Source organism: Methylocystis sp. B8, from assembly GCF_005771425.1.
Lineage (GTDB): Bacteria > Pseudomonadota > Alphaproteobacteria > Rhizobiales > Beijerinckiaceae > Methylocystis.
The window spans coordinates 897501-910812 of the sequence record NZ_VBTZ01000001.1; the positions used below are offsets into that span (position 1 = coordinate 897501).

At 60.8% G+C, this 13312-nt stretch carries 12 protein-coding genes, 1 tRNA gene and 2 rRNA genes (1 of these 15 running past the window's edge); 9 read left to right on the top strand and 6 right to left on the bottom strand.

Annotation, left to right across the window (positions count from 1 at the left end; translation table 11 throughout):
- The 3 genes from FEV16_RS04280 to FEV16_RS04290 all read left to right on the top strand — a co-directional run.
- Positions 1–1491 (top strand): 23S ribosomal RNA (locus FEV16_RS04280) (it extends 1327 nt beyond the left edge of the window).
- A gap of 72 nt (positions 1492–1563) precedes the next feature.
- Positions 1564–1679, top strand: a 5S ribosomal RNA gene (gene rrf, locus FEV16_RS04285).
- 136 nt (positions 1680–1815) lie between these two features.
- Positions 1816–1892: transfer RNA gene (locus FEV16_RS04290), tRNA-Met, on the top strand.
- Positions 1893–1916: 24 nt separating this feature from the next.
- On the opposite strand, the gene FEV16_RS04295 is transcribed toward FEV16_RS04290, so the two are convergent.
- The 3 genes from FEV16_RS04295 to FEV16_RS04305 form a co-directional block, all read right to left on the bottom strand.
- Positions 1917–2123: a hypothetical protein gene (locus FEV16_RS04295; RefSeq protein WP_138166319.1), complete on the bottom strand. Its 207-nt coding sequence runs from the start codon at positions 2121–2123 to the stop codon at positions 1917–1919.
- Positions 2104–2820: a hypothetical protein gene (locus FEV16_RS04300; RefSeq protein ID WP_138166320.1), complete on the bottom strand. Its 717-nt coding sequence runs from the start codon at positions 2818–2820 to the stop codon at positions 2104–2106. The genes FEV16_RS04295 and FEV16_RS04300 overlap by 20 nt, the downstream gene beginning before the upstream one ends.
- 118 nt (positions 2821–2938) lie before the next feature.
- A complete protein-coding gene (locus FEV16_RS04305) occupies positions 2939–3331 on the bottom strand; it encodes a DUF983 domain-containing protein (RefSeq protein WP_246657163.1) in 393 nt (130 codons plus the stop codon).
- Positions 3332–3473: 142 nt separating this feature from the next.
- Here FEV16_RS04305 and FEV16_RS04310 point away from each other — a divergent pair, with 142 nt between their 5' ends.
- Positions 3474–5735 carry a ComEC/Rec2 family competence protein gene (locus FEV16_RS04310; protein ID WP_246657164.1) on the top strand — a complete coding sequence of 754 codons (2262 nt, stop codon included), beginning with the start codon at positions 3474–3476 and terminating at the stop codon, positions 5733–5735.
- 113 nt (positions 5736–5848) lie between these two features.
- Here the strand turns inward: FEV16_RS04310 and lexA are convergent, their stop codons facing one another.
- Positions 5849–6559, bottom strand: coding sequence for a transcriptional repressor LexA (gene lexA, locus FEV16_RS04315; RefSeq protein ID WP_138166321.1), 711 nt, complete (start codon positions 6557–6559; stop codon positions 5849–5851).
- A gap of 218 nt (positions 6560–6777) precedes the next feature.
- Between lexA and gltX the strand changes: the two genes are divergently transcribed.
- Both gltX and FEV16_RS04325 read left to right on the top strand, forming a co-directional pair.
- The gene (gene gltX / locus FEV16_RS04320) at positions 6778–8202 is read left to right on the top strand and encodes a glutamate--tRNA ligase (protein ID WP_138166322.1); all 1425 of its coding nucleotides are present in this window, start codon (positions 6778–6780) and stop codon (positions 8200–8202) included.
- Between the two features lie 289 nt (positions 8203–8491).
- A complete protein-coding gene (locus tag FEV16_RS04325) occupies positions 8492–9778 on the top strand; it encodes a citrate synthase (protein WP_138166323.1) in 1287 nt (428 codons plus the stop codon).
- Here the strand turns inward: FEV16_RS04325 and FEV16_RS04330 are convergent.
- The gene (locus FEV16_RS04330) at positions 9754–10260 is read right to left on the bottom strand and encodes an SRPBCC family protein (RefSeq protein WP_138166324.1); all 507 of its coding nucleotides are present in this window, start codon (positions 10258–10260) and stop codon (positions 9754–9756) included. The genes FEV16_RS04325 and FEV16_RS04330 overlap by 25 nt on opposite strands.
- Before the next feature lie 135 nt (positions 10261–10395).
- On the opposite strand from FEV16_RS04330, the gene FEV16_RS04335 reads away from it, so the two are divergent.
- Together FEV16_RS04335 and FEV16_RS04340 are read left to right on the top strand one after the other, a co-directional pair.
- Complete coding sequence (locus FEV16_RS04335; RefSeq protein WP_138166325.1) at positions 10396–11892, top strand: YcjX family protein; 1497 nt, start codon at positions 10396–10398, stop codon at positions 11890–11892.
- Positions 11893–11965: 73 nt separating this feature from the next.
- Positions 11966–12193: a dodecin gene (locus FEV16_RS04340; RefSeq protein WP_138166326.1), complete on the top strand. Its 228-nt coding sequence runs from the start codon at positions 11966–11968 to the stop codon at positions 12191–12193.
- 33 nt (positions 12194–12226) lie between these two features.
- Here the strand turns inward: FEV16_RS04340 and FEV16_RS04345 are convergent, their stop codons facing one another.
- Positions 12227–12622 carry a hypothetical protein gene (locus tag FEV16_RS04345; protein ID WP_138166327.1) on the bottom strand — a complete coding sequence of 132 codons (396 nt, stop codon included), beginning with the start codon at positions 12620–12622 and terminating at the stop codon, positions 12227–12229.
- A gap of 254 nt (positions 12623–12876) precedes the next feature.
- Here FEV16_RS04345 and rplS point away from each other — a divergent pair, with 254 nt between their 5' ends.
- The gene (gene rplS, locus FEV16_RS04350) at positions 12877–13260 is read left to right on the top strand and encodes a 50S ribosomal protein L19 (RefSeq protein ID WP_138166328.1); all 384 of its coding nucleotides are present in this window, start codon (positions 12877–12879) and stop codon (positions 13258–13260) included.
- Positions 13261–13312 lie beyond the last annotated feature (52 nt).

A 13312-nucleotide genomic window follows, 5' to 3' on the forward strand; every position in this document is an offset into this window, starting at 1 on the left:
TAACGAGAAACACTGTGAAAGACAGTGTCGCCGAAAGTCCAAGGGTTCCTGCGTAAAGTTAATCTTCGCAGGGTTAGCCGGCCCCTAAGGCGAGGCCGAAAGGCGTAGTCGATGGGAACCACGTTAATATTCGTGGGCCAGCAGGTGGTGACGCGTTGCGGAAGCTGTTCGGGATTACTGGATTTCTCGGGCAGCCTAGCGGCGCCAGGAAATAGCCCCTGCATTAGACCGTACCCGAAACCGACACAGGTGGACAGGTAGAGTATACCAAGGCGCTTGAGAGAATGACGTTGAAGGAACTCGGCAATTTACCTCCGTAACTTCGGGATAAGGAGGCCTTCGGTTCGGGCAACCGGATCGGAGGGGCACAGACCAGGGGGTGGCAACTGTTTAACAAAAACACAGGGCTCTGCGAAATCGCAAGATGACGTATAGGGTCTGACGCCTGCCCGGTGCCGGAAGGTTAAGAGGAGGAGTGCAAGCTCTGAATTGAAGCCCCGGTAAACGGCGGCCGTAAATATAACGGTCCTAAGGTAGCGAAATTCCTTGTCGGGTAAGTTCCGACCTGCACGAATGGCGTAATGACTTCCCCGCTGTCTCCAACGTCAGCTCAGTGAAATTGAATTCCCCGTGAAGATGCGGGGTTCCTGCGGTCAGACGGAAAGACCCCGTGCACCTTTACTGTAACTTTGCACTGGCATTCGTGTCGGCATGTGTAGGATAGGTGGTAGGCTTTGAAGCGCGGGCGCCAGCTCGCGTGGAGCCACCCTTGAAATACCACCCTTATCGTCATGGATGTCTAACCGCGCTCCGTCATCCGGAGCCGGGACAGTGCATGGTAGGCAGTTTGACTGGGGCGGTCGCCTCCCAAAGAGTAACGGAGGCGCGCGATGGTGGGCTCAGAGCGGTCGGAAATCGCTCGTCGAGTGCAATGGCATAAGCCTGCCTGACTGCGAGACAGACAAGTCGAGCAGAGACGAAAGTCGGTCATAGTGATCCGGTGGTCCCTCGTGGAAGGGCCATCGCTCAACGGATAAAAGGTACGCCGGGGATAACAGGCTGATAACCCCCAAGAGTCCATATCGACGGGGTTGTTTGGCACCTCGATGTCGGCTCATCACATCCTGGGGCTGGAGAAGGTCCCAAGGGTTCGGCTGTTCGCCGATTAAAGTGGTACGTGAGCTGGGTTCAGAACGTCGTGAGACAGTTCGGTCCCTATCTGCCGTGGGTGTAGGAGAATTGAGAGGATTTGTCCCTAGTACGAGAGGACCGGGATGAACATACCTCTGGTGGACCTGTTGTGGCGCCAGCCGCAGTGCAGGGTAGCTATGTATGGACGGGATAACCGCTGAATGCATCTAAGCGGGAAACCCACCTCAAAACGAGTTCTCCCTTGAGAGCCGTGGAAGACGACCACGTTGATAGGCCGGGTGTGGAAGTGCGGCAACGCATGGAGCTTACCGGTACTAATAGCTCGATTGGCTTGATCGCTCTCATTTATCGACGCCCATACTCGTGTGGCGCGAATGAAAGACCCTTTGCTTCGATGATGTGTTTCGCCGGCCTGGTGGCCTTCGGCGGAGCGATCAGACCCGATCCCATCCCGAACTCGGCCGTCAAACGCTTCTGCGCCAATGGTACTATGTCTCAAGACCTGGGAGAGTAGGTCGTCGCCAGGCCTGCGAAGCGCATCGGATCCTCTTCAACGATAGTTTTAAAAGCAGCGCTGCATTCGCCGTGCTGCTTTTTTGTCTTGTGGCGCTGTGTCGGCGCGTTTTGTCTTGGCGCGTGTTATTTTAGCGCGTGTTGTCTTGGCGCGGGGTGGAGCAGCCCGGTAGCTCGTCAGGCTCATAACCTGAAGGTCGTCAGTTCAAATCTGGCCCCCGCAACCAACTCTATCAAATAAAATCAAAGTGCTAGGCAAAAACGCCCAGCGCTTTTTTGTTTCCCTGGTCGGCCGAAAAGTTAGCAGCGTCGCGCCCCGCTTCGGCGGGGCGCTTCGTTTCCAAATCCTCTTTTCGAGTTGGAGCTTCGACTATGAGGAGCCAGCTTTCGGATGAATCGCCATCACGCGGCATAGCGCCGATGTCAGCTTCTCCAATTTCATTTTGACGTTGTTTCAATAGAATCCTTGGCCGTAACGGGATTGTACCAAGTCACCGGATGCTGCTTACAAATTTGATTGTTCAATTGGCCTGCTTGCGTGATGAAAGCAGTCGCGGCTGGAACTTTTGTCCCTCCAAAAGATTCACCCATAGGACAATGGCACGTAGCGAGCGGCACACCGTTCGGGGCGGAGCCCGCAATGTCACATAGAAAGCTGAAGCAGTTCGAGATGGTCTCGCCGGCATTGAGTTTTGCCGAACACCATTGCGGAGGCGCTAAAGCCTCGCGGCCCGATCGCGTCCAGTTATTTGCTTCCTGCGGTATTTCTAACTGAGGAGAATAAAGCGACCAGATTTTTTGCGAGTCCGGAGGCGAACAGGAACCTTGCATATTTCCAGCATTAACATCGGCGATGGCGTCGCCGTTGAGGATCGGACAGGTGCAATTCACTTCTGGGAAGGACGCCCAACCATTCGACGTCCTGACGCTGATCTGATTGCCCGTCGGAGAGCAGGTAGCTGCGGCGCAGAGCGCGTAAGCGCCCTTGCAAATGGTCAAATTACCGCCAAGCTTATCCCCCTCCGCGGCATGTGCGGCGCCCACCAGAGCCACGAAAGCGCCTACACCCAAAAGGATGCCAATACCGTGTGCGGCGTTTCGTCGTTTTAGGGAAAGAGAGGTGTTGCCTTTGTGCGATTGCGCCCATGCGCGCATGATAACTTCCTTTCCTAAAAAGATAATTTGATCATTTTTTGCAAAATTTACATAACACTGGAACGACGCAGCGACAATGCAGAGTGGATCGTCCCGATTTTTCAGCGCCTTTGAGCGCTCATGAACTCGGCTTCCTCGACAGCAGCCATAGCGCCGCGATGAAGAAACCCTTCGTGAGCGGGAGCAACAGCAGGGCGAGCGCGATGGTTATCGGCAGAACGATCGCCATTTCGACAGCGTAGGAGAAACGTCCGCTGGTCTCCAAAATGAAGAGGAGCGACACGACGGTAAGCGTCACGGCGCCGACCGTCAGCCAGGCGGGGCCATCGTCCGCGTCGAGGCCCATAAAGCTTTCCTGGCAATGCTCGCAAGAATCGCGCGGCTTGAGATAGCTCGCGAACAGCTTGCCGACGCCGCAGTTCGGGCATTTTCGCGTAAGTCCGCGAAGTAAGGACAGGCCTGACGATGGATCGCTCTTCATGGACGCCAAACCGGTTGCGGCGATCAACATATGATCCTCTTCCGTAGTTTCTTGCCGCGCCGCAGGCAACCGTCGAATGGCGAGAGGCGGTCCAGGGATGCAAGGCGGCGCAAGACAGGGGCCGTGGTCAGCGCTAAGCTCTTTCCCGCTTTTGAGCGGGGCCGGGCATTTCTTGAACGACATTTCGCGTACGGCTGAGACGGAGGAAGGCGGCCGCGAGCTCGCGTCGCGGCTCTTTTCGCTGCGCCTTCGAGGTTTGGCCGCAGCTTTCCACGCGTCGCTTGTGCAAGAGCGTGCGCTGCGGCGTCCGTTTCTCTGGCTGGTCGTCGCCGCGGGCGGCGGTGTGGTTCTCTATTTTTCGGCCGAGCGCGAACCCTCGGTTGCGCTTTGTCTAGGCGCGCTCGCCGCATTTGCGTTTCTCGCCGCGTTCACGCGCAATCATGCGCGCGCTCACGCGCTTTTTCTGACGCTCGCTTTCATCGCCGGGGGTTTTACTTCAGGCGCGTTGCGAACGGCGCGCGTCGCCGGGCCGATCGTGCCGCGGATCGGGATCGGAGAGTTGACGGGATTCGTCGAGGAGGTCGATCTGCGCCGCGCCGGCGCGCGGTTTATTCTGCGCGTCGCGAGCGCCGAGGGCTTCCCGGACGACGTCGTTCCCGTGCGCGTGCGGCTGACGACGCGCGGCGACCCGAATTTCTCCGCTGGCGACTTCATCGCCTTCAAGGCGCGGTTGATGCCGCCGGCGCGGGCGGCGCTTCCGGGCGGCTATGACTTCGCTCGCGACGCTTTTTTTGCGCGCATCGGCGGCGTCGGAAACGCCCTTGGGCGAGTAGAGACGATGCCGCCGCCCGAACCCGCGCCATTGTCGCTGCGCTTTTTCGCGCGCGTCGATCGCATGCGCAATGCGCTGGCGATGCGGGTCTATCGAATCGTCGAAGGCGACGCCGGCGCGATCGCAGCGGCGATGGTGACCGGCAAGCGCGACCTCTTGTCGGAAGACGCCAAGAATCTCATTCGCCGCGCCGGCATATTTCACATCATCACAATTTCCGGCGTTCAGATGACGCTCGTCGCTGGCATCTTTTTCGTCGGCTTTCGCCGTCTGCTAGCGATGTCGCAGACTCTCGCGCTCAACTATCCGATCAAGAAATGGGCGGCGGCGCTCGCCATCGTCGGCGCCATTCCTTACGACGTCGGCACGGGCTCGCGCGTCGGCACTGAGCGCGCGCTCGTGATGACTCTGATTATGCTTGCCGCCGTTCTCTTCGATCGGCCGTCGCTGTCGATGCGCAATCTCGCTCTTGCCGCGCTCGTCATCATCGCCTTCGAGCCGGAGGCGTTGCTTGGCGCAAGCTTTCAGCTCTCTTTCGCCGCGGTCGCGGCTTTGATCGCGGTCTATGAGTGGCGCGGCGAATATCTTTCGAAGCGGCGCGTCGACGATCGCGCGCCGCAAGGACGGTGGGGCGCGCTTCGCGAAAGCGTCGTCGAGCGCTTGATGCACGGGCCGGGCGCGGCGATCTTCGCAACGCTCTGCGCGACCTCCGCGACCGCATCATTCATGGCGAATGACTTTCACGAGCTGAGCCCCTATGTGCTGATCGGCAATCCGCTGACGCTCGCCATCATCGAATTCTTCGCGGTTCCCTGCGCGCTCGTCGGCGCGGCGCTCTATCCCTTGGGTCTCGACGGATTCATTTGGCGCTATCTCAAGATGGGCATCGATCTCGTGACCTATCTCGCGGGGCTCATCGCCAGCGCGCCGGGCGCGAGCCTGTCCGTGAAAGCCTTCGCGCCCTGGGCGATTATTTTTCTTACGCTCGCTGTGTTGTCGCTCGTGCTGTGGCGGACATGGGCGTGGCGTGCGCTCGCTATCCCTCTCGCTTTCATTGGATTGATGGGCGCGACGGGCGGCGCGCCCTTCGATCTTGCCGTGCCGGCGACAGGGGATTCGGCGGCCGTGCGTCTGTCGTCCGGGCAGCTCGCCGTCATGGGGCAGAGGCCGGGCGCTTTCGCCGCCGAACAATGGCTGCGCGCGGACGGCGACGCGCGTCTCTCTTCTGACGCTAAGAGCGGCGTTGCTTGTGATGATAGCGGCTGCGTGGCGAAGGCGATCGACGGCCGCTTTATCGCGCTCATTGCTGAGCGGGGCGCTTTCCTTGAAGATCGCGCGCGCGCCGCAATCGTCGTCACGCCGCTTTATGCGCCAGCAGGCTGCGCAGCGCCGATCGTGATCGATCGGCGGAAGCTCACTGAGACAGGCGCGGTAGCGTTACGATTCAAAGGCGATGGCGTCGAATGGACCGCTGCGCGCGCCATCGACGAGGATCGGCCCTGGTCTCCGGCGCCGCGCGAGCGCCGCAAACCGGCGTTTGTGCCGCTGAGCGATAAAGAGCGCAATGAGGAAGACGCGCGCGCGATGGAGCCGCTCGAGTAGAGACGGCGACTTAATCCGTCATTGCGAGGAGGCGAAGCCGACGAAGCAATCCAGGGCGCGCCCATGCTCTGAATTGCTTCGCTTCGCTCGCAATGACGGCGTTGGCGCGAAATCTAATATTTCCGCAGCAGGCTGACGAGCTTGCCCTGAATGCGCACGCGATCGGGGCCGAAGATTCGCGTTTCATAAGCCGGATTCGCGGCCTCTAACGCGATCGAGGCGCCGCGCTTGCGCAGACGTTTCAGCGTCGCCTCCTCATCGTCGATCAGCGCCACGACAATGTCGCCGGTGTCGGCGTTATCCTGCTTGCGGATGACGACCGTGTCGCCGTCGAGTATTCCGGCCTCGATCATCGAATCGCCGCGCACTTCGAGCGCGAAGTGCTCGCCGCTCATCAAAAGGTCGGGCGGCAGATTGATGGTGTGGCTGCGGTTCTGGATGGCGGAGATCGGCGTGCCGGCGGCGATGCGTCCCATCACCGGAATGGCGACCTGCTGATCGCTCTCGTCGTCGAAGCGCTCATTCAGCGGACGCACGCGGCCGAGATTCCCCTCGATGACGGATGGAGAGAACTTGCCGTTGCGTGCGCCGCCGGCCCTTGGCGTCGCCGATTCAGGCAGACGCAGAACCTCAAGCGCGCGGGCGCGATTGGGCAGGCGGCGGATGAAGCCGCGCTCCTCGAGCGCGAGAATGAGCCGGTGAATGCCCGACTTCGAACGCAGGTCGAGCGCGTCCTTCATCTCGTCGAAGGACGGCGGGACGCCCGACTCCTTCAAACGTTCATGGATGAAGCGCAATAGATCGTTTTGTTTTTTGGTCAGCATCGCCGCACCGCCTCGCTAGGCCCAATCTTTGGTTTTCGCTGAGCCGCAGCTTTTGGCTCGATAACCTAAACAAATCATGAACAGAACGATATACGTTCTTACTGCGTTCTGCAAGAGATATGTTCACGCTTTGGTTAAGCGATCGGCCTGGCTGTCTATGTCCGCTTCGCATTTCCCGTGTTAGACGGGCCAACCCAATCGAGGAATCTCCGCCGCTCATGTCACAGGTCATAACCCGCTTCGCTCCGTCGCCGACGGGCTTTCTCCATATCGGCGGCGCGCGCACGGCGCTTTTCAACTGGCTCCACGCCAGGAAGCACGGCGGCCGGATGATGTTGCGCATTGAGGACACTGACCGCGAGCGCTCCACGAAAGAAGCGATCGACGCCATCATCGACGGACTCAAATGGCTTGGCCTCGATTGGGATGGAGAGGTCGTCTACCAGTCGACCCGCGCTTCGCGTCATGCCGAGATTGCTGAAGAGCTATTGGCGCTTGGGAGGGCCTATCGCTGCTACGCCACGGCGCAGGAGCTCGAGGAGATGCGCGAGAAGGCCAAGGCGGAAAAGCGTCCCTGGCGCTACGACGGCCGCTGGCGAGACCGGGATCTGTCGGAGGCGCCCGCCGGCGCGCCCTATGTCGTGCGCATCAAAGCGCCGCGGGAGGGCGAGACGATCGTCGACGACGCGGTGCAGGGGCGCGTCGTCTTTCAGAACAAGGACCTCGACGACTTCATTCTGCTGCGCTCGGATGGCGCGCCGACCTATATGCTCGCCGTCGTCGTCGACGATCACGACATGGGCGTCACGCAAATCATTCGCGGCGACGACCATCTGACCAATGCGGCGCGACAGACGCATATCTACGAAGCGATGGGCTGGACGCTTCCGGCCTTCGCTCACATTCCGCTGATCCATGGGCAGGACGGCGCGAAGCTTTCGAAGCGTCATGGCGCTCTCGGCGTCGACGCCTATCGCGCGATGGGCTATCTGCCGGCGGCGCTGCGCAACTATCTCGTGCGACTGGGATGGTCGCATGGCGACAAGGAGTTTTTCACGACGCAGGAGATGATCGAATCTTTCGATCTCGCGCAGGTTCATCGCTCGCCCGCGCGCTTCGATTTCGCCAAGCTCGAAAATATGAATGGTCATTATTTGCGCGACAGCGATGATGACGAACTGTTCGGCTTGTTCATCGCGACGCTTCCCTATCTCGAAGGCGGCGAGGCGATTGCACATGGGCTCGACGACAAAAAGCGCGCGCAGCTGCGCGCGGCCTTGCCGGGGCTAAAAGCGCGCGCGAAGACGCTGAACGAACTTCTCGACGGCGCGGGCTTTCTCCTCGCGCATCGTCCTCTGTCGCTCGACGCAAAGGCGGCGCAACTGCTTTCGACGGAGGCGCGCGCGCGGCTTGCGACTCTCGTCGAGAAGCTTGCAGCCCTGCCAAACTGGACGGCCGCAGCCACCGAAGCCGTCGTGCGCGATCTCGCGACGGCGCTTGGCGTTAAACTCGGCGACCTTGCGCAGCCCTTGCGCGCCGCGGTAACCGGGCGCGCGACGTCGCCGGGCATTTTCGACGTCTTGGAAATATTGGGGCGCGACGAAAGTCTCGCCCGCATTTCCGATCAGGCTGTCGCCGGGTGACTCGTCCCGCTGCTGCACAAAAATCGCTGACGAATTTCCGGCGCCGCGGCGATTTCTGCGTCACAGAGGAACCGAATGGCGCCCGGCAGGCGCTTGAAACCTGTGGCGTGGCTTGACAGCCCTAGCGGTTGCTATAGCTTTTTGCGCCGCACAAATGATCCGGATGCGTATCGGCGTGCGAAGGAAGCGACGATATCGCGAAGGCGACGCAATTCATGCCTAGCGTTCGCGCCGTCGCGCCGCGAACCGGCTCGTCGCGGGCGCGGGGGCGCTTGAGAGGGGAGCGGGCATGCCGGAGAAGAACGGTATCTTCACGATCGGCGACACATCGGTCGACTTGCCGGTAATGGATGGAACGCTGGGGCCGTCCGTTGCGGACATCCGCAATCTTTACGCCGAAACCGGAATGTTCACTTTCGATCCCGGCTTCACGTCGACTGCGTCTTGCGAATCGAAGATCACCTTCATCGACGGCGAAGCGGGGATTCTGCTCTATCGCGGCTATCCGATCGAACAGCTCGCTGAACACGGCGACTTTCTGGAGACCTGTTACCTGCTGCTTTACGGCGAATTGCCGTCGGCCGCCGAGAAAGCGAATTTCGATTATCGCATCACGCGCCACACCATGGTGCATGAGCAGATGGCGCGCTTCTTTCAGGGTTTCCGCCGCGACGCGCATCCGATGGCAATCATGGTCGCCTCGGTCGGCGCGCTTTCGGCCTTCTATCACGACTCGACGAACATCGCCGATCCGACGCAGCGCATGGTGGCGTCGACGCGCATGATCGCGAAGATTCCGACGCTCGCGGCGATGGCTTACAAATATTCGATCGGCCAGCCGTTCGTTTATCCGAAGAACGATCTCGACTATACGTCGAACTTTCTGCGCATGTGCTTCGCCGTCCCTTGCGAGGAGTATAAGGTCAATCCTGTGCTGTCGCGCGCACTCGACCGCATCTTCATCCTGCACGCCGACCACGAGCAGAATGCGTCGACCTCGACGGTTCGACTGTCGGGCTCGTCAGGCGCCAACCCCTTCGCCTGCATTGCAGCGGGCATCGCCTCGCTCTGGGGGCCGGCGCATGGCGGCGCCAATGAAGCGGTTCTAAAGATGCTCGCCGAAATCGGCACGACGGACCGCATTCCGCAGTTCATCGCGCGCGCAAAGGACAAAAACGATCCGTTCCGCCTGATGGGCTTCGGCCATCGCGTCTATAAAAACTACGATCCGCGCGCGAAGATCATGCAGCGCACGACGCGCGAAGTCTTGAATGAACTCGGCGTTAAGGACGATCTGCTCGACGTCGCGCTGGAATTGGAGCGCATCGCGCTCTCCGACGACTATTTCATCGAGAAGAAGCTTTATCCCAACATCGACTTCTATTCTGGCATCACGCTCAAGGCGATGAACTTCCCGACGGCGATGTTCACTGTGTTGTTCGCGGTCGCGCGCACAGTCGGCTGGATCGCGCAGTGGAAGGAAATGATCGAAGACCAGGGCTCGCGCATCGGCCGTCCCCGCCAGCTCTATACGGGCGAGAAGCAGCGCGATTACGTGCCGATGTCGAAACGGTGATCGCGATCGCTACGGCATGCTTCGAGATATTCTCTGAGCCCCCTCTCGCCGCGCGGGGTCGTCCAATAGTGATTGAGGGCGAAAAGCGGTCGCAGGAGGGGCGCAAGAAAACGCATTCCGGGACGGTCGATTCTGACCTCGAATAGGAGAGCGACATGCACGTCGTCGCCGCGTTGCGTCAGCGTCGCGCGCCAGGCGCCATCGAGATCGCCGTAAGTGCGGACCGCCACCTGGCGCGGCCTCTCCAGTTCCACCGCCTCAACGACGAAATTGAGGGTGAAAGGCAGAAAACCGCGCACCTTGGCGCGCAGCTTTCCGCCGATTTGAGGCGTTTCGCCAGGCGTCAGCCGCTCTGCTTCGAGATAGACGCCCTTCCACCACTGCGGCAGGAGTTCGCCGCGCGCCAGCACGTCATAGACCTCGTCAATGGCGGCGTCCGGAATATCCCAGCCTTCATCAAATTTGAAAACATGCGCGGACATGGCCGCTCCCCTTTGCAAGATACTCGAGCATAACCCGCCCGAGAGCTGCTTGGATGCACGCTCTGTTCAATGTCCTCGCCTTTGGATTAGATGTGGCGTCGTCCGACTGTTGGCGGATGACTGACGGGAGCGCCCTTGTCGCAACTATCCGACCTTTTGTTCGAAACGCGCATCGCCGCCGAGAGCGTCGCCGATTTTCTCGCGGGTGGCCGCTTGCGCCTTGGCGTCACCGGCCTGTCGCGTTCCGGCAAGACGGTCTTCATCACCGCGCTTGTGCATCATCTAACGCGGGCGCTGTCGGCGCGCGCCGGGAGCAAGACTCAGCTTCCGGTGTTTCGCGCGTTCGCCGAAGGGCGCATCGCTTCGGCGCATCTCGATCCGCAGCCAGACTACAGCGTGCCGCGCTTCGCTTACGAAGATCATCTCGCAGCGCTCACCGGGCCAGACCGGCATTGGCCGCAATCGACGCGCCGCATTTCTGAATTGCGGGTGACGCTCGAATATCGCTCGAAATCATGGTCGCTGCGCAGAGGCTTCGGTCAGGGGCCAACGCGACTCGACATCGACATCGTCGACTATCCCGGCGAATGGCTGCTCGACCTGCAGCTCCTCGGCAAATCCTACGCTGATTGGTCGCGCGAGACGCTTGAGGCGGCAGGAGTCGCGGCGCGCGCGATGATTGCAAGCGAATGGCGGGGCGTGACGGCGCAGGCGGACGTCAAAGCGCGTTACGACGAAGAAACCGCGCAGAAACTTGCGCATGCCTTCACCGAATATCTGCGCCTCGCGCGCTCTGAACGTTTCGCGCTCTCAAGCCTGCCGCCCGGGCGCTTTCTGATGCCTGGCGATCTTGAGGGATCGCCGGCCTTGACCTTCGCGCCGCTTCCCGTCTCCGATGGCGAGGACCTTCCTTATCGTAGCCTTGGCCGCGAAATGGAGCGTCGATATGAAGCCTATAAGTCGGAGGTGGTGCGCCCCTTCTTTCGGGATCATTTCGCTCGGCTCGATCGGCAGATCGTGCTCGTCGATATGCTTGCGGCGCTCAATTCCGGCCCGGAGGCGGTGCGCGATCTCGAAACGGCGTTGACCGGCGTGCTGACAGCTTTTCGCACCGGCCGCGCCAGTCTGTTTTCGACGATCTTTCGCCCGAAGATCGACCGCATCCTTTTCGCAGCCACAAAGGCCGACCATTTGCATCACACGAGCCATGATCGGCTCGAAGCGATCCTGCGCCATTTGACGGCCCGAGCGATTGAGCGCGCGGAGGGAGTGGGCGCCTCAATCGATGTGATCGCGCTCGCCGCCGTGCGCGCGACGCGAGAAGCGATGGTGCGTCACGAAGGCGAACAGCTCTCCGCCATCGTCGGCACGCCAGTCGCGGGCGAACACATTGGCCATGAGATCTTCGACGGCGTGGCGGAAGGCGCCATTTTCCCGGGCGAACTCCCGGCGGATCCGCGCGACGTTTTCCGTGGCGAGGCGCTCGCCGTTTCCGAGGAAGAGGCTGAGTTCCGCTTTTTGAAATTCCGGCCGCCGGTCGCCTCGCTCGGCGCCGACCGCAGGCCCCTGCCATTGCCGCACATCAGGCTCGATCGCGCGATGGAATTTCTTTTCGGCGACAAATTGAGCTGACGCTACGCTGTCGCCAGGAATGGCCTACCTATTGCAGGCCACGCATTAAAAGTTTGAATCGAAGGAGCTTCATATGGAAAGCCATGTCTATAAGGTTGTTGAACTTGTCGGAACATCGCCGGATAGCGTCGAGGACGCCGTAGCGGCGGCGCTCAAGCGCGCCGGCGAAACTTTGCGGCACTTGCGATGGTTTGAAGTCGCGCAGATACGCGGCAACATCAATAAGGGCGTCGTCGCCGATTATCAGGTGGTGCTGAAAGTCGGCTTCACGCTCGATCGTGACGACGAGGGCATGAAATGAGCGGAAGCCGCGAGGGCTTCCGCGTCGCGGCCATTAGGACATGAACCGTCCGGCGGCTTCCGGGCTCGGAGGTTGCGCCGAGATTGTCCAGAAGCGCGCGCCAGCATCGAACATCTGCTGCGCGTCGGAGAACAGACGGCGCGTGTCCTCAGTGGTCATTTCGATGTGTTTGCTTGTCCAGTCCTGCAGAACCGTGGCGGTCTCGGAGAGGGAGCGCGATGACGTCAGCTTAGAGGCAAGTTCCGCCGTCATGCTTGCCTCCTGCTGCATGCGCGCCATCCAGCAGCGGTTGGCGTCCTGCAGACAGTCAAAGATCTTGTCGCGCGCCTCGGTGAAATCTTCCAGGCGCCGCTGGCCTTCCACAGCAACTTCCGCCGCTGCGCCGTTTGGTTTCACGCTTTCGCTACGCAGCTCTTCCTGCTGGGTCATTTCGCGTTCCTCCATGACTTGAAACGCCGGCGCCCCCACGCCGCCCCTCAAGTGGCGACTATATAACACCGCGAATAAGAAAGTCTTTTGGCGCGCCCGGGTATTTTTCCGAGCTTGCCCAGGCCAGACGCTTGTCCCAGCCGGGCGGCTCGACAAGCGGTCGCCTTTCCGCTATGGACCGGGCCTCAACTAGAACAGCGTCCCGAAACGCTCGTCGGCCTTGTAGCTAAGACGAAACGGCAGGAGTTTACGTTATGAACATTATCGAGCAGCTCGAGGCGGAGCACGCCGCCAAGCTCATCGAGGGCAAAAAAATCCCGGAGTTTCGCCCCGGGGATACGGTCGTCGTCAACGTCAAGGTGAAGGAAGGCGAACGCACCCGCGTCCAGGCCTATGAGGGCGTTGTCATTTCCCGCCAGGGTTCGGGGCTCAATGAGAGCTTCACCGTCCGCAAGATTTCCTACGGCGAAGGCGTCGAACGCGTGTTCCCGATCCATGGGCCGCTGATCGATTCCGTTAAGCTCGTGCGCCGCGGCAAGGTGCGGCGCGCCAAGCTCTATTATCTGCGCGACCGCCGCGGCAAATCCGCGCGCATCGCCGAGCGCGTCGAGACGAAGGCGAAGGCCTCGGGCGAATAACGCTAGAGGCCGGATGAACAGCCGCCCGCAGCCGCAAGGTTCCGGGCGGCTT